Consider the following 16,283-nt stretch of genomic DNA (forward strand, 5'->3'; position numbering starts at 1 on the left):
CCTAATCAAGCCGGGTAAACACGCACTCAGGGTGCCTGCACTCTTTCTGTTGCCGACAATTATACTGTATAGTCATACAGTATCAAGTTTAATTTGTCAGAAATTCGCCATACAGTTTCTGCAGGGCCCATGCCACCGACTGGCGACGAACGGCATCACGATCGCCGTTAAAATGCTGCTGAAAAGTCAATACGTTATCCTGCGGTCCGGCAAAGCCAAACCACACCGTACCTACGGGTTTTTCTTCACTGCCGCCATCCGGGCCAGCAATGCCGCTGACGGAGATCGCGAAGTCAGCATGGGCCGCTTTACGCGCACCCAGCGCCATCTCACGCACCACCGCATCACTTACCGCACCATGTTGCGCCAGCGAGGCAGCCTGCACATGAACCAGCTGCTGTTTAGCCTCATTACTGTAAGTCACAAAACCGCGTTCGAACCAGGCGGAACTGCCGCTGATATCGGTAAAGACTTTGGCAATCCAGCCGCCCGTGCAGGATTCTACACAGGTTACGGTAGCCTTACGCTGCTTCAGCTTCTCACCTATCTGCGCGCTTAACGCCTGCAATTGCTGATCATCCATTGCAATTCTCCCTCTGGTCGTGGATTGAAGGTGGTGCAGAAAAACCACTTTTTCAAGGGCTCCTTTCATTATTGCCCTGTTTTTGCGGACTGCTTTCCACCACCGTCACCTTTTTTTCACTGCAACCATAAAAAGACGCGGAAAGGCGAGCAGAACCTGACTGTCGGCCTGAGCCGGATAAGCGGTGAGCAAGCGCTGATGATAATCGGTGAGAAAGGCCCTCTGTTCAGACGCATTCAGCGTGGCCAGGAAAGGCCGCAAGCCGGTCGCCTGCAGCCAGCTGATAATCGCCTGCGCATCGGCCATCACGTGATAATAGGTGGTTCGCCAGATATCCACCTCGCAGCCAGCCCGGGTCAGAACATCATAATACTCACCCGCAGAAAGCAGCTGGGTACGTTCAGCGGCACCGGCATCAATGCGTGAATACCAGCGCTCCGTAGCCGCCACCTCGCGCATCAGCTGGTGCGACGGCTCATTGAGGTTATCAGGCATCTGGATTGCCAGCACGCCACCGGGTGCCAGCTGGCTGACAAGATGGGGCAACAGCATGGCGTGATTATTCAGCCACTGCAGAGACGCATTGGCATAAATCACCTGCTGCGGCGCATCGGCCTGCCAGCTGCGGATGTCAGCCTGGACAAAACGGCAATGCGGCAGGCGTTCACGGGCCTGAGTCAGCATCGCCGCTGAACTGTCGAGCCCGGTGATCTGCGCCAGCGGCCAGGCATCAGCGAGCAGCTCGGTGCTGTTGCCTGGCCCGCAGCCCAGATCGGTCACCTGCTCAACCTCTTCCAGGCTGATGCGCGCCAGCAGTTCGCGGGCCGGACGGGTTCGTTCCGCTTCAAATTTGCGATACAGCACAGGATCCCACTCTTTCATCATCACCTCTCGCTCAGTTATCAGATGCCTCCGCTTACTGAGACGGATGAAAGCCGAAAAAGTGCGACCCATTGCTCATTTTTGAATCATGTGCTGGCAGAGCGTGGCGGGAGTTATTAAGTTAAAACACTGTTTCACTTTTAACATCTGTCTCAGGAGTCAGCTATGCGTGAAATATCGGCCTTTGCGGGTGTCTGGTGTCCCTCTGTTACCCCGTTCAATGCGCAGGGCGGCGTTGATATCGACGCGCTCGGGCGACATTTTTCCCGCCTCAATGATTCCGGTATCGACACCCTGCTGGTGATGGGCAGTATCGGCGAGTTCGCTTCACTGACGCAGCAGGAGCGTTTACAGCTGATTCAGGAAGCCAGACCCTTGTCACCGCTGAAGATGGTGGCGAACGTCTCGGCGACCTGCATGCCGGACATGCTGGAGCTGGCCGAAGCCGCGTGGAAGAATGACTTTGACGCGGTGATGGTGCTGCCGCCCTACTACTATGGCCAGACGCAACACCAGCTGATGCACTACTTCGAGGCGCTTGACGGACAACTGAGTGGCAAATGGTTTGCCTACAACTTTCCGGCTCGCACCGGCTGCGATCTGACGCCCGCGCTGGTTGCCGCTCTGGCTGCGAATCTGCCCAATTTTGTCGGCATTAAAGATACCGTGGATTGCCTGTCGCATAACCGGGCGATGATTGAAGAGACCCGCAAGGTACGCAGTGATTTCGCCGTATTGTCAGGGTATGACGAATATCTGCTTCCCAATCTGCTGGCGGGCGGAGCCGGCGTGATTTCAGGCCTGAATAATATTGTGCCGGAGTACTTTGCCAGGATGATGGTCGCATGGCGTGAAGGCAACCTGTCCGGGCTGACGCATCTGCAGCAGCAAATTGGCCGGCTGATGGCGATTTACAGTATCGGGGATGATTTCGTGACAACGATAAAAACGGCGGTGGCGCGACGCTATGACTCCATAAGCAGCGTTTCACGTAACTACGGTGGTACGCTGAACGCGGAACAGTGCGCCGCAATCGACAGGCTGTTCAGCCAGGCAGAATAGCGGGCGCATCCCTGCGCCGCTCAACTCAGTTCTTTTTCACGAACTCAGATTTTAATTTCATCGGGCCAAAACCGTCGATTTTACAGTCGATGTTGTGGTCCCCTTCAACCAGACGAATGCTTTTCACTTTGGTGCCAATCTTCAGCGGTGAGGAGCTGCCCTTCACCTTCAGATCTTTGATCACCGTGACGCTATCGCCATCTGCCAGCAGATTACCGTTGGCATCACGCACTTCCGGTAATGCATTGCTGCTGTCACCTTCTCCTTCGGTCCAGATATGGCCGCAGGAAGGGCAGTTGAGGTTTTCGCCATCTTGCCATGTGTAATCGGCGTGACAGGCTGGGCAGGCAGGTAAAGACATAACGACTCCAGAGATATCAGTGGCTGTGTGGCCTGAAAAAGGGCGTCATCATATAACCTTACAGTTAACAAGGATAGCCTTTATAACAGGCCGCCCTGCCGTGCCTTGCTCACCGCCTCACCCAGTTGCCACACCGCCATCGCATAATGGGTACTGTGGTTATAGCGGGTGATGACATAGAAATTCGGTAAGCCGTACCAGTACTGGTAACTGGTGCCCAAATCGAGGCGCAGCAGGCTGACCTGATTGTTACCGTCCAGTGAACCCTGTGGAGACAGGCCTGACGCCGCCAGCATGCTTACGCTGTAACGGGTTTTGAAGCCATCTTCCAGCATCGGTGCCTGGCCGCTGGCCGGTACCGCCACATTTTCGCCGCTGCGCCAGCCATGCTTCTGGAAGTAGTGCGCCACGCTGCCAATGGCATCCACCGGATCCCACAGGTTTGCATGGCCGTCACCGTTGAAATCAACGGCATAATCATTGTAAGAGGACGGCATAAACTGACCATACCCCATTGCCCCGGCGAAGGAACCTTTGAGCGCCAGCGGGTCATCCTGCTCTTTACGCGACATCAGCAGGAAGGTTTCGAGCTCGCTGCTGAAGTACGCGGCGCGGCGCGGATAGTTAAATGATAAGGTCGCAAGCGCATCCAGAATCCGCGTTTTCCCCATTACGCGGCCCCAGCGGGTTTCCACGCCAATGATGCCGACAATAATTTCCGGCGGCACGCCGTAAACCTGCTGCGCGCGTTGCAGCGCATCCTGATACTGGTTCCAGAACGCCACGCCATTTTGCACGTTGTCTGGCGTAATAAACTTGTTGCGATAGCGGATCCAGGCCCCGTTAGGTCCCGGCGCTGGCGTATAACTCGGTGCCTGACGGTCCATCAGCCGCAGCACATAATCCAGTCGCTTAGCCTGACCAATGATGTTGTGCAGCTGCTCACGATCAAAGTCATGCTTCTCCACCATCTTATCGATGAACTGCTCTGCTGCCGGGTTACCAGCAAAGTCGCCGAACATCGCCTGTCCGCTATGCGACGGCTGCAGTAAAAAACCGCCCTGTGGCGCAGCCAGCATCTTCTGCTGGGACGGGACTTCAGGTTTGCTGCTGCAGGAGGCCAGAAGCGGGATGAACGCAAGGAGGGCTAACTTGAGACGCATCGGTTATCCATAAACGAGGGGTAATTTCAGATGCGGTAATAGTAGACGTTCAGCGCAGTGACATACAGTCCAGAATCTTAAAAAAACGTCAACGCAGCCGGGGTTAAAACGGCTGCGGGCCGCTATCTCGCCCGCAGCCATCCGGTATTCAGCGGCGGTTTTTCACCAGCTGATAACGGCGGGTCAGATACTCAACCGGTGCGCTCCAGATATGCACCAGGCGACAGAACGGGAACAGCAGGAACAGCGTCATTCCCAGCACCATATGCACGCGATAGATAAACGCAACGCCTTCAAGATGCTGTGAAGCACCGCCGTGGAAAGTCACTACCGCCTGTGCCCAGCCCACCAGCTTCATCATTTCACTGCCGTCCATATGCTGGGCGGAGAAGGGAATGGTCAGCAAACCCAGCGTGGCCTGAGCCACCAGCAATGTCAGGATCAGAATATCGCCGACGCTGCTGGTCGCCCTTACCCGTGGATTGGTCAGACGACGCTTCAGCAGCAGCGCACCGCCTGCCAGCGTCAGTGCGCCGAACAGGCCCCCGGCTATCATCGCCAGCTTCTGCTTCACGTCGATCGGCAGGAAAGATTCATACATCCAGTGCGGCGTCAGCATCCCCACGATATGGCCGAAAAAGATGCCGATAATGCCGATGTGGAACAGGTTAGAGGCGAGCCGCATCCCTTTTTTGTCCAGCATCTGACTGGAACCGGCTCGCCAGCTGTACTGCCCGTAGTCATAGCGCAACCAGCTCCCCACCAGGAAAACCGTTCCGGCCAGGTAGGGATAAATATCGAAGAAGAAGGTGTTAACAAAATTCATGCTGATTCTCCTGTGGTACGCGCCGTCGCCGCGGCGATATCCAGATACTGCGGCACGACCGCATCGGCGAAGCGACGCTGGTGCATCGCCTGCTGTGCCGAGGCGCAGCCCTGTTCGCCGAGAAATTTAATCTGCTCCTCTTCCCAGACCGCATCCAGTGCGGCAGGCGTATCGTCGCGGTCTTCCTGCGCCACCTGCGGTTTAAGAGCCGCAGGGTCAACCGCATTTCCGGACAGCGTCAGTAACACCGTGAAGAGATCGGCGTAAGGACTCTGACGATCGTCAAGACGCGCGGCCAGCAAGGCCAGGATCGGCACAATGTCGTCCAGCCCCTGACGCGCAGCCTCATCACTTTTACAGGCAAGATATTCAAGGTAGAGGGGCAGATAATCGGGCAGCTCTTTGCTGTCCAGCTCCAGACCATCGGCCCGATACTGTTCCAGCAGATCAACCATCGCCTGTCCGCGATCGCGGGATTCACCGTGTACATGTTCAAATAGCAGCAGCGAGGTAGCCCGGCCGCGATCAAACAGTTCGCAGTAGTCAGCCTGCACGTCCAGCAGTGGCCGGGCGCAGAGTTGCCTGATAAAGCGCACCAGCCCGGCGCTCTGCTGCAGGCTGAGTTCGCACGCCTCTTCCAGCGCTGCGATAAGGTCGGGAGAGTGGGTAAACAGCGCCTCATCCGGGTAGTCCAGCAGGCGTGACAGCACACGCAGCGTGATCATGAGGCATCCTCCTGACGGCTGGTTTTCCTGCTGACGTCGATGGCATCAATACGGCGGCTGTTGAACAGATTGAATTTGCTGTCGCTGCCGTGGCAGCCATCGCCAAAGCTAAAGCCGCAGCCTTTGCTTTCCGGGAAGGCTTCGCGTGCCAGCTCACGATGGCTGGAGGGCACTACAAAGCGATCTTCATAATTCGCGATCGCCAGATAGCGATACATCTCCTGCGCCTGCGTTTCGGTCAGGCCAACCTGCTCCAGCGCCCGGATGTCATGCTCACCCTCCACGCTCTCTGCGCGCTTGTAATGGCGCATCGCCAGCATGCGTTTCAGTGCCAGCAGTACGGGCGCGGTATCGCCTGCGGTCAGCAGGTTCGCCAGATACGCAACCGGAATGCGCAGGCTTTCCACATCCGGCAGCACGCCGGTATGTGCCAGCGCCCCGCCATCCACCGCTGACTGAATCGGTGACAATGGCGGCACGTACCAGACCATCGGCAGCGTGCGGTATTCAGGGTGAAGCGGCAGCGCCAGCTTCCACTCCATCGCCATTTTGTAAACCGGAGATCGCTGCGCCGCGTCGATCACACTTTGCGCAACGCCATCTTTCAGCGCCTGCGCGATGACCATTGGATCGTGAGGATCAAGGAAGATGTCCAGCTGGCTCTGATAGAGATCTTTTTCGTTTTCTGCGGCAGCGGCCTGTTCAATGCGATCCGCGTCATAGAGCAGCACGCCAAGATAGCGGATGCGGCCAACACAGGTTTCTGAACAGACGGTAGGCTGGCCCGCTTCGATACGCGGATAACAGAAAATACATTTTTCTGACTTGCCGCTTTTCCAGTTGAAGTAGATCTTCTTGTAGGGACAGCCGGTGAGGCACATTCGCCAGCCGCGACATTTATCCTGATCGATCAGCACGATGCCATCTTCGCCGCGTTTGTAGATCGCACCACTCGGGCAGGTCGCCACGCAGGCCGGGTTGAGGCAGTGCTCACACAGGCGTGGCAGGTACATCATAAAGGTGTGCTCAAACTGACCGTAGATCTCCTTCTGGATGTTGTCGAAGTTCTTATCCTGTGAGCGTTTAGCAAATTCGCCGCCGAGGATCTCTTCCCAGTTCGGGCCATTTTCGATCTTTTTCATCCGCTGACCGGTGATCAGCGAGCGCGGGCGCGCAATCGGCTGATGTTTACCGGCGGGTGCCGTGTGCAGATGCTGATAATCAAAATCGAACGGCTCGTAATAATCATCCAGTGCGGGCACATCCGGGTTGGCGAAGATCTTCGACAGCAGGCCAACGCGACTGCCCATGCGCGGCTCCAGCCTGCCGTTGATCTTGCGGATCCAGCCGCCCTTCCACTTCTGCTGATCTTCCCAGGCGTGCGGATAGCCGACGCCAGGCTTACTTTCGACGTTATTGAACCAGGCGTATTCCATACCCTCACGGCTGGTCCAGACGTTTTTACAGGTCACCGAGCAGGTGTGGCAGCCGATACATTTGTCGAGGTTCAGCACCATGCCGACCTGTGAACGAATTTTCATAGTTTAACCTCCTGCTGGCTGCCCTGGCACGCGTCGTTGCCTTCGCCATCTAACCAGTTAACGTTATTCATTTTTCTTACCACCACGAACTCATCGCGGTTAGAGCCGACGGTGCCGTAATAGTTGAAGCCCCAGGAGAGCTGGGCATAGCCGCCGATCATATGGGTCGGTTTCGGACAGGTTCGCGTCACCGAGTTATGGATGCCGCCGCGCTGGCGGGTGATCTCTGAGCCTGGGATGTTCACGATGCGCTCCTGGGCGTGATACATCATGGTCATACCGGCCGGGATGCGCTGGCTCACGACCGCACGTGCAGTCAGTGCGCCATTGGCGTTAAACGCCTCAATCCAGTCGTTATCCACAATACCCAGCTCGCGGGCGTCATCTTCACTCATCCAGACGATCGGTCCGCCACGCGACAACGTCAGCATCAGCAGGTTGTCGCTGTAGGTGGAGTGAATGCCCCATTTCTGGTGTGGCGTCAGGAAGTTCAGCGCCTTCTCCGGGTTACCGTTGGGCTTGCTGTTCAGCAACGGTTTCGCCGCACGGGTATCGATTGGCGGACGATAGACCATCAGGCTCTCACCGAAGGCGCGCATCCACTCATGATCCTGATAGAGCTGCTGACGGCCGCTCAGCGTACGCCACGGAATCAGCTCATGAACGTTGGTGTAGCAGGCGTTGTACGAAACATGCTCATCTTCCAGCCCTGACCAGGTCGGGCTGGAGATAATTTTGCGCGGCTGTGCCTGGATATCGCGGAAGCGGATCTTCTCATCTTCCTTGTTCAGTGCCAGATGGGTGTGGTCACGGCCGGTAATGACGCTCAGCGCCTGCCAGGCTTTCACCGCCACCTGTCCATTGGTTTCGGGTGCCAGCGACAGGATTACTTCCGCTGCATCGATCGCCGTGTCGATATTTGGCCGTCCCGCTGCCGGGCCATCCGCTTTGACATAATTCAGCTGTTTGAGGAAATCGACCTCTTTACTGGTGTTCCAGCTGATGCCTTTACCACCGTTCCCCAGGGTATCCAGTAACGGCCCCAGCGAGGTAAAGCGCGCCCAGGTCGCCGGATAGTCACGTTCCACCACCATAATGTGCGGTGCGGTTTTACCCGGAATCAGGTCGCACTCCCCTTTTTTCCAGTCCTTCGCCTCAAACGGCTGCGCCAGTTCGGCAGGCGAGTCATGCAACACCGGCAGCGTAACCACATCCGTTTCTACGCCTAAATGGCCCGGGCAGAGATCGGAGAAGGCTTTGGCGATGCCTTTGTAAATCTCCCAGTCGCTTTTTGAATCCCAGGCAGGATCGACGGCCGCCGAAAGCGGATGAATAAACGGATGCATGTCCGAGGTATTCATATCGTCTTTTTCATACCAGGTCGCGGTGGGCAGGACGACATCGGAGTAAAGACAGGTGCTCGACATGCGGAAGTCGAGGGTGACCACCAGATCCAGCTTCCCTTCAGCGCCCTGATCCAGCCACTCAACCTCTTCCGGCTTCACGCGGCCCTGCTGGCCTAAATCCTTACCCTGGATGCCATTTTCCGTGCCCAGCAGGTATTTCAGCATGTACTCATGCCCTTTACCTGACGAGCCGAGCAGGTTGGAGCGCCAGACAAACAGATTACGCGGGAAGTTCTGCGGATCGTCCGGCTGTTCAGCGGCAAACCGCAGCGTACCCTGCTTCAGACTCGCTACGGTGTACTCCAGCGGTGACTGACCGGCGTCTTTCGCCTGCGCCGCAATGTGCAGCGGGTTGACGTTGAGCTGCGGCGCGGAAGGCAGCCAGCCCATACGTTCGGAACGGACGTTAAGATCAATCAGGCTGCCGCTGTAGCGACGTTTGTCCGCCAGCGGTGACAGCAGCTCGCTGGTGGCCAGGGTTTCATAGCGCCACTGACTGGAGTGGTTATAGAAGAAGGAGGTGCTGTTCATCTGACGTGGCGGACGCTGCCAGTCGAGGCCAAAGGCCAGCGGAGACCAGCCGGTCTGCGGACGGAGTTTCTCCTGACCGACGTAGTGCGCCCAGCCCCCGCCGCTCTGACCAACACAGCCGCAGAAAATCAGCATATTCATCAGGCCACGGTAGTTCATGTCCATGTGATACCAGTGGTTCATACCGGCACCGACGATGATCATCGAACGACCGCGGGTTTTCGCGGCGTTTTCGGCAAACTCACGGGCAATGCGAATGATGTTCTGACGGGAGACACCCGTAATCTGCTCCGCCCAGGCCGGGCTGTAGGCTTTGATATCATCGTAGCTGTGCGCGCAGTTGGCATCATCCAGACCGCGATCCAGACCGTAGTTCGCCAGGGTAAGGTCGTAGACGCTGGTGACCAGCGCTTCGCTGCCATCGGCGAGCTGCAGACGTTTCACCGGCAGCTTGTGCAGCAGGATCTCATCCAGCGCGACGCTGTTGAAATGCTCGCTGGTGATGCCACCAAAGTAAGGAAAACCTACGTCAACAACCTCATCATGGCTGCCAAGCAGGCTGAGCTGCAGCTCGACCTCTTTTTGAGACAGGGCGTCGCGCTGCTCCAGATTCCATTTGCCTTTTTCACCCCAGCGGAAACCAATCGAACCCTGCGGCGCAATCAGTTCACCGGTCGCCTGATCCAGCGCCACGGTTTTCCACTCCGGGTTGTTCTCCTGACCCAGGGCATCCACCAGATCGCTGGCGCGCAGCTGACGGCCTGCGGCGTAGTAACCGCCCTCACGCGGTTCCAGCAGTACCAGCATCGGCATATCGGTGTAGCGGCGCACGTAATCACGGAAATAGCCGACTTCACGATCAAGATGGAACTCTCTCAGCATCACGTGGCCCATCGCCAGCGCCATCGCGCTGTCGGTGCCCTGCTTCGGATTCAGCCACTGGTCGCACAGCTTCGCGACTTCGGCATAGTCCGGGGTGATCGCCACGGTTTTCGTCCCTTTATACCGAACTTCGGTGAAGAAGTGCGCATCCGGGGTGCGGGTCTGCGGTACGTTTGAGCCCCAGGCAATGATGTAAGAGGAGTTGTACCAGTCAGCGGATTCCGGCACGTCGGTCTGCTCACCCCAGGTCATCGGTGACGCAGGCGGCAGATCGCAATACCAGTCATAGAAGCTAAGGCAGGTTCCGCCAATCAGTGACAGGTAACGTGCGCCGGCAGCGTAAGAGACCATCGACATCGCCGGAATCGGCGAGAATCCAATAATGCGGTCCGGGCCATACGTCTTCGCCGTACAGATGTTCGCAGCAGCGATCATCTCGTTCACTTCCTGCCAGCTGGAACGGACGAAGCCACCGCGTCCGCGTGCCTGTTTATAGCTTCTGGCTTTTTCCGGATTGCTGATAATGGATGCCCAGGCATCCACCGGATCGCTGTGCTGCGCTTTCGCATCGCGCCACAGCTGAATCAGCTTCTTGCGCATCAGCGGATACTTCAGGCGGTTGGCGCTGTAGAGATACCAGGAGTAGCTGGCACCGCGTGGGCAACCGCGTGGCTCATGGTTCGGCAGATCGGGCCGGGTACGTGGATAGTCGGTCTGCTGGGTCTCCCAGGTGACCAGACCATTTTTGACGTAAATTTTCCAGCTGCATGAGCCGGTACAGTTAACACCGTGAGTGGAGCGCACGACTTTATCGTGCTGCCAGCGGCTACGATAGCCATCCTCCCAGTCGCGGTTACTGTTTAAGGTCTGGCCATGCTGGCCGGAAAAGGGCTCGGCCAGCTGTTTGAAATAACGAAATCGATCAAGGAACTTGCTCATCCGGAAAACTCCTGAAGACCTGGTAAGACATTGCTCACTCTGCATCTGTCGCGATACAGAAAGTAAAATGTTGCCGGTGCGCCACACCGACTTTGTTGTTATCAGGCGCGGGATTTTCGTCCGTAAACCAGCCAGGTCACCGCGATACAGCAGAGATAAAAGACCAGGAAGATTTTCATCGCGCCAGCGGGTGAGCCGGTCATCGCGAGCGACAGGCCAAAGGTCTGCGGAATAAAGAAGCCGCCCAGTGCGCCAATGGCAGAGATAAAGCCGAGCGCAGCCGAGGTTTCGGTCGCCGCTTCACGCTGCGCCAGCGCCTCATCGCCACCCTCGGCTTTGATACGTTCCAGCGTCAGCTTGCGGAAGATCACCGCAATCATCTGGTAGGTGGAGCCACTGCCCAGACCGGCGGTCAGGAACAGGCCCATAAACACGGTGAAGAAGGCAATGAACGAGCCATCATGTCCGGCACCCGGCAGCGTGAGGAACAGCAGCGCAGCAAACAGCGCCATCAGGATGTAGTTCACCAGCGTGACACGGGTGCCGCCCAGGCGGTCAGAAACGATGCCGCCTGCGGAACGGGCCAGCGCCCCAATCAGCGGGCCGAAAAAGGCGTACTGCATAATCACAACATCAGGGAACTGCGTTTTCGTCAGCATGGCGAAACCGGCAGAAAAACCAATAAATGAGCCAAAGGTCGCCAGATAGAGCAGCGCCATGATCCAGAGATGTGGACGTTTCAGCACCGGCAACTGCTCACGCAGCGAAGATTTCGCCGCGGCCAGGTCGTTCATGCCGAACCAAGCTGCCAGCGTCCCGATCGCCAGGAACGGCACCCAGATCCAGGCCGCATTTTCCAGCCAGATGCTGTCGCCGGTGACGGTGGTATGCCCCACATCGGCAAAGCCAAAAATGGCACAGGAGATCGCCAGTGGCGCAACAAACTGCATCACGCTGACGCCAAGATTACCGAGACCGCCATTGATACCCAACGCGCCGCCCTGACGGGCTTTCGGGAAGAAGAAGCTGATGTTGCCCATGCTCGAAGCGAAGTTAGCGCCACCAAATCCGCACAGCAGGGAAATCACCATAAACGTCGTGAATGAGGTCTGGCTATCCTGTACCGCAACGCCAAGCCACACGCAGGGAAGGATCAGAATGCCGGTGCTGAAGGCGGTCCAGCGGCGGCCGCCAAAGAGGGGAATCACGAAAGAGTAAGGTACACGCAACAACGCGCCAGACACCGATGGCAGCGCGGTCAGCAAAAAGAGCTGTTCGGTGCTGAAGTTGAAGCCGACTTTGTTCAGGTTAACCGCAACGGTGCTGAACAGCATCCAGACGCAGAAACCCAGCAGCAGACAGAAGACAGAAATCCACAGGTTACGGCTGGCGATGCGCTTGCCACGCGCCTGCCAGAACGCCTCGTTTTCCGGTTGCCAGTCCTGTATTAACGCGCCGCGTGTCGGGGTTTGCAAGGGGGCGGATTGGGTCATAACTCTCTCATCAGCAGAATAATAATTGTGCATATCCTGCGTATCCGGCCTGTTACCTTGCTTGATACAAATCAACGGCAATGCAGGTTACAAAGGCGTGACACCCCTTAGCCATCCCGGTTAAGTAGCTGACCGGATACAGATAATCCTTATAAATCATGCGGTTTAATTCCAGCCTCAAACACCTTCAGCAAAAGGGCATCTGAATGGAAATAAAGGAGTAGTCCATTGGGGGTATATAGCGACCCCGCTTCACCGGTAAGATAGGCACCTTCGCCCGTACAGGGCTGGCGTATGAGACAGGAATGATGGTGACAGCAGAGAAATTTACGCTTTTATTGATCGATGACCATCCCATGCTGCGCAACGGCCTGAAGCAGCTGATTGCCCTGGATGAAAGACTGCAGGTGGTCGCCGAAGCGGGTAATGGCATTGATGGTCTGGCGCTGGCACAACAGCACGATCCCGACCTGATCCTGCTGGATCTTAATATGCCAGGCCTGAACGGGCTGGATACCCTGACCCAGCTGCGCGAAATCGCCCTTTCTGGCCGGGTGGTAGTGTTCAGCGTTTCCGATAATGAAGAGGATGTGGTCAGCGCGCTGAAGCGCGGCGCGGATGGTTATCTGCTGAAAGATATGGAACCGGAAGCTTTGCTGAAAGCACTGCATCAGGCGGCCGCCGGGCAGATCGTGCTGAGCGAAGCGTTAACCCCCATTCTGGTTGCCCGGTTGCGTGATACGCAGCCTGCGCAGACGCGTGACATCAGCCAGCTGACCCGACGTGAACGGGACATTCTGCAACTGATCAGCGATGGGATGACCAACAAAGCGATTGCCCGTAAACTGGCTATCAGTGAAAGCACGGTCAAGGTTCATGTCAAATACCTGCTGAAAAAGATGAACCTCAAATCCCGCCTTGAAGCCGCCGTCTGGGCGCTGCAGAACGGGTTGCACTGAGTCTTTTTGCTGTGCGGTGGAGTGCCGCCCTGCACGCCGTAAACGGTTGGAGAAATCGCGATCCATCCTGCAGCTTTGCGACTGGGTCATGAAAAAACGGACTTTTATGTCGCCAGCCGTCGCCACATTTGCCAGGATGCCCGTCAGGTTACACCCGGTCAGGATGACGGCCATGCATCATGCTGGCATATGCCCTGCCCTATTCGTTATCATCTGATTATCCTGCGCGCCTGGAATCCCTTTCGGTTTCATTGGCGTTGACCGCCAGAAATTTACCGCATTAAAGATGAGTTAAAACCTTATGCAAGAGCCAACTGAAAAGGACTTTTCCACCCATACCCCCATGATGCAGCAGTACCTGCGCCTCAAGGCGGAGCATCCTGACATTCTGCTGTTTTACCGTATGGGTGACTTCTACGAGCTGTTTTATGACGATGCAAAACGCGCTTCGCAGTTGCTGGAGATTTCACTCACCAAACGTGGCGCGTCCGCGGGTGAACCGATCCCGATGGCGGGTGTGCCCTATCATGCGGTGGAAGGCTATCTGGCTAAGCTGGTACAGCTGGGTGAATCGGTTGCCATCTGTGAGCAAACAGGCGACCCGGCGCTGAGCAAAGGCCCGGTAGAGCGCAAAGTGGTGCGCATCGTTACACCCGGCACCATCAGTGATGAGGCGCTCTTGCAGGAGCGGCATGACAACCTGCTGGCGGCGATTGTGCAAAGCCCGCGTGGCTTTGGCTACGCCACGCTCGACATCAGCTCAGGCCGTTTTCGCTTAAGCGAGCCTGCCGATGCTGAAACCATGGCAGCAGAACTGCAGCGCACTAACCCCGCCGAGCTGCTCTATCCCGAAGATTTTCAGGCGATGCCGCTGATCGACCAGCGTCGTGGCCTGCGCCGCCGTCCGCTGTGGGAATTTGAGATCGACACCGCGCGTCAGCAGCTGAACCTGCAGTTCGGCACCCGCGACCTCAGTGGCTTCGGGGTGGAAAACGCGCACCTCGCGCTGAGCGCGGCGGGCTGCCTGCTGCAATATGTCAAAGATACCCAGCGCACTACGCTGCCCCACATCCGTTCATTGAGCATGGAGCGGCAGCAGGACAGCATCATCATGGATGCCGCCACCCGCCGTAACCTGGAGATTACCCAGAACCTGGCAGGCGGCACCGACAACACCTTAGCAGCGGTGCTGGATAAAACCGTGACCCCGATGGGCAGCCGGATGCTGAAGCGATGGCTGCATATGCCGCTGCGCGATGTGCGCATCATTAACCAGCGTCAGGCGTCGATTGCTGAGCTGCAGAATCTCAGCGACGTGCTTCAACCGGTGCTGCGTCAGGTCGGTGATCTGGAGCGAATCCTGGCGCGCCTGGCGCTGCGCACCGCCCGTCCGCGAGACCTGGCCCGTATGCGCCACGCATTTCAGCAACTGCCGGAACTCCGTCAGCTGCTGGCCGATGTTGAGGCACCACAGCTGCAGACGCTGCGCACACAGATGGGCGAGTTCACCGCGTTACGTGAGCTGCTGGAGCAGGCAGTGATTGAGTCACCGCCGGTGCTGATTCGCGACGGCGGGGTTATTGCACCCGGTTACAACGCTGAGCTGGATGAGTGGCGTGCGCTGGCCGATGGCGCAACAGACTACCTTGACCGGCTGGAGATCCGCGAACGCGAAAAGCTGGGGCTGGATACGCTTAAGGTCGGCTTTAACGGTGTGCATGGCTATTACATTCAGGTCAGCCGTGGACAGAGCCACCAGGTCCCGATGCACTATGTCCGCCGTCAGACGCTGAAAAACGCGGAGCGCTACATCATCCCGGAACTGAAAGAGTATGAAGACAAAGTCCTCACCTCTAAGGGCAAAGCGCTGTCGCTGGAAAAAAGCCTGTATGACGCGCTCTTCGATCAGCTGCTGCCGCATCTTGAAGCGCTGCAGCTAAGTGCTGCTGCGCTTGCCGAGCTGGACGTGTTAAGCAACCTGGCAGAACGTGCCTGGACCCTGAACTATTGCCGTCCTGTGTTGCAGGATAAAGCCGGCATTAAAATCAGTGGCGGTCGTCACCCTGTGGTTGAGCAGGTTCTGAAGGAGCCCTTTATTGCCAATCCGCTGTCACTGGCACCGCAGCGCAGAATGCTGATCATCACCGGCCCCAACATGGGCGGTAAAAGCACCTATATGCGACAGGCCGCGCTGATTGCGCTGATGGCCTGGATTGGCAGTTTTGTGCCTGCCGATGAAACGCTGATTGGCCCGCTGGATCGCATCTTTACCCGCGTCGGTGCCGCTGACGATCTCGCCTCCGGGCGCTCAACCTTTATGGTTGAGATGACCGAAACCGCCAACATCCTGCATAACGCCACCGAGAACAGCCTGGTGCTGATGGATGAAATTGGGCGCGGCACCTCAACCTACGACGGTTTATCGCTGGCCTGGGCCTGTGCCGAAAACCTGGCGAACCGCATTAAGGCGATGACGCTGTTTGCCACCCACTACTTCGAGCTGACCACCCTGCCGGAAAAAATGGAAGGCGTGGTCAACGTCCACCTGGATGCGGTTGAGCACGGCGATACTATCGCCTTTATGCACAGCGTTCAGGAAGGTGCTGCAAGTAAGAGTTATGGTCTGGCCGTCGCCGCGCTGGCTGGTGTGCCCAAAGAGGTGATTAAGCGGGCGCGCAACAAGCTGAAAGAGCTTGAGACCGTTTCAAACCACTCGGCATCATCAACGGTAGACGGTTCTCAGCTGCCGCTGCTGGTGGAAGAGACCTCGCCAGCAGTCGAGGCACTGGAAGCGCTGGATCCGGATACGCTGACACCGCGTCAGGCTCTTGACTGGATTTATCGGCTTAAATCGCTGGTCTGATAGCACGCCACATCGTGTGAACACGCGGTGTGGTGCTGACGTTATACCGCAGATCGCTTTCTGCAGG

Annotated in this window: 12 protein-coding genes; 3 read left to right on the forward strand and 9 right to left on the reverse strand. The window is 57.2% G+C overall.

The window, feature by feature from the left end:
- Window positions 1-88 precede the first annotated feature (88 nt).
- Together pncC and tam are read right to left on the reverse strand one after the other, a co-directional pair.
- A complete protein-coding gene (gene pncC / locus N5J69_RS12610) occupies window positions 89-583 on the reverse strand; it encodes a nicotinamide-nucleotide amidase (protein WP_279770716.1) in 495 nt (164 codons plus the stop codon).
- Between the two features lie 105 nt (window positions 584-688).
- Window positions 689-1,465, reverse strand: coding sequence for a trans-aconitate 2-methyltransferase (gene tam, locus N5J69_RS12615; RefSeq protein WP_279771203.1), 777 nt, complete (start codon window positions 1,463-1,465; stop codon window positions 689-691).
- Between the two features lie 165 nt (window positions 1,466-1,630).
- Here tam and N5J69_RS12620 point away from each other — a divergent pair, with 165 nt between their 5' ends.
- Window positions 1,631-2,527 (forward strand): dihydrodipicolinate synthase family protein, encoded by an 897-nt coding sequence (locus N5J69_RS12620; protein ID WP_279770717.1) that lies wholly within the window; start codon window positions 1,631-1,633, stop codon window positions 2,525-2,527.
- Between the two features lie 25 nt (window positions 2,528-2,552).
- Here N5J69_RS12620 and N5J69_RS12625 read toward each other — a convergent pair whose 3' ends face one another.
- From N5J69_RS12625 to N5J69_RS12655, 7 genes are all read right to left on the reverse strand, one after another.
- Complete coding sequence (locus tag N5J69_RS12625) at window positions 2,553-2,888, reverse strand: zinc ribbon domain-containing protein YjdM (protein ID WP_279770718.1); 336 nt, start codon at window positions 2,886-2,888, stop codon at window positions 2,553-2,555.
- A gap of 80 nt (window positions 2,889-2,968) precedes the next feature.
- Window positions 2,969-4,051, reverse strand: a complete 1,083-nt coding sequence (mltB, locus tag N5J69_RS12630) for a lytic murein transglycosylase B (RefSeq protein WP_279770721.1) — start codon at window positions 4,049-4,051, stop codon at window positions 2,969-2,971.
- Between the two features lie 148 nt (window positions 4,052-4,199).
- Window positions 4,200-4,877, reverse strand: a complete 678-nt coding sequence (narI, locus tag N5J69_RS12635; protein WP_279770723.1) for a respiratory nitrate reductase subunit gamma — start codon at window positions 4,875-4,877, stop codon at window positions 4,200-4,202.
- Window positions 4,874-5,602 (reverse strand): nitrate reductase molybdenum cofactor assembly chaperone, encoded by a 729-nt coding sequence (gene narJ, locus N5J69_RS12640; RefSeq protein ID WP_279770725.1) that lies wholly within the window; start codon window positions 5,600-5,602, stop codon window positions 4,874-4,876. The genes narI and narJ overlap by 4 nt, the downstream gene beginning before the upstream one ends.
- Entirely contained in the window at window positions 5,599-7,143 is a 1,545-nt protein-coding gene (narH, locus tag N5J69_RS12645; RefSeq protein ID WP_279770726.1) for a nitrate reductase subunit beta, read from the reverse strand. The genes narJ and narH overlap by 4 nt, the downstream gene beginning before the upstream one ends.
- Window positions 7,140-10,901 carry a nitrate reductase subunit alpha gene (locus tag N5J69_RS12650; RefSeq protein ID WP_279770729.1) on the reverse strand — a complete coding sequence of 1,254 codons (3,762 nt, stop codon included), beginning with the start codon at window positions 10,899-10,901 and terminating at the stop codon, window positions 7,140-7,142. Before N5J69_RS12650 ends, narH begins: the two co-directional genes overlap by 4 nt.
- Window positions 10,902-11,002: 101 nt before the next feature.
- Window positions 11,003-12,394: a NarK family nitrate/nitrite MFS transporter gene (locus N5J69_RS12655; protein WP_279770730.1), complete on the reverse strand. Its 1,392-nt coding sequence runs from the start codon at window positions 12,392-12,394 to the stop codon at window positions 11,003-11,005.
- Between the two features lie 308 nt (window positions 12,395-12,702).
- Between N5J69_RS12655 and narL the strand changes: the two genes are divergently transcribed.
- Window positions 12,703-13,353 (forward strand): two-component system response regulator NarL, encoded by a 651-nt coding sequence (gene narL, locus N5J69_RS12660; RefSeq protein ID WP_279771205.1) that lies wholly within the window; start codon window positions 12,703-12,705, stop codon window positions 13,351-13,353.
- A gap of 301 nt (window positions 13,354-13,654) precedes the next feature.
- The gene (gene mutS / locus N5J69_RS12665; RefSeq protein ID WP_279770731.1) at window positions 13,655-16,216 is read left to right on the forward strand and encodes a DNA mismatch repair protein MutS; all 2,562 of its coding nucleotides are present in this window, start codon (window positions 13,655-13,657) and stop codon (window positions 16,214-16,216) included.
- Window positions 16,217-16,283: the final 67 nt, after the last annotated feature.

It is taken from the genome of Pantoea sp. GD03673 (assembly GCF_029844725.1).
Classification (GTDB): Bacteria; Pseudomonadota; Gammaproteobacteria; order Enterobacterales; family Enterobacteriaceae; genus Pantoea.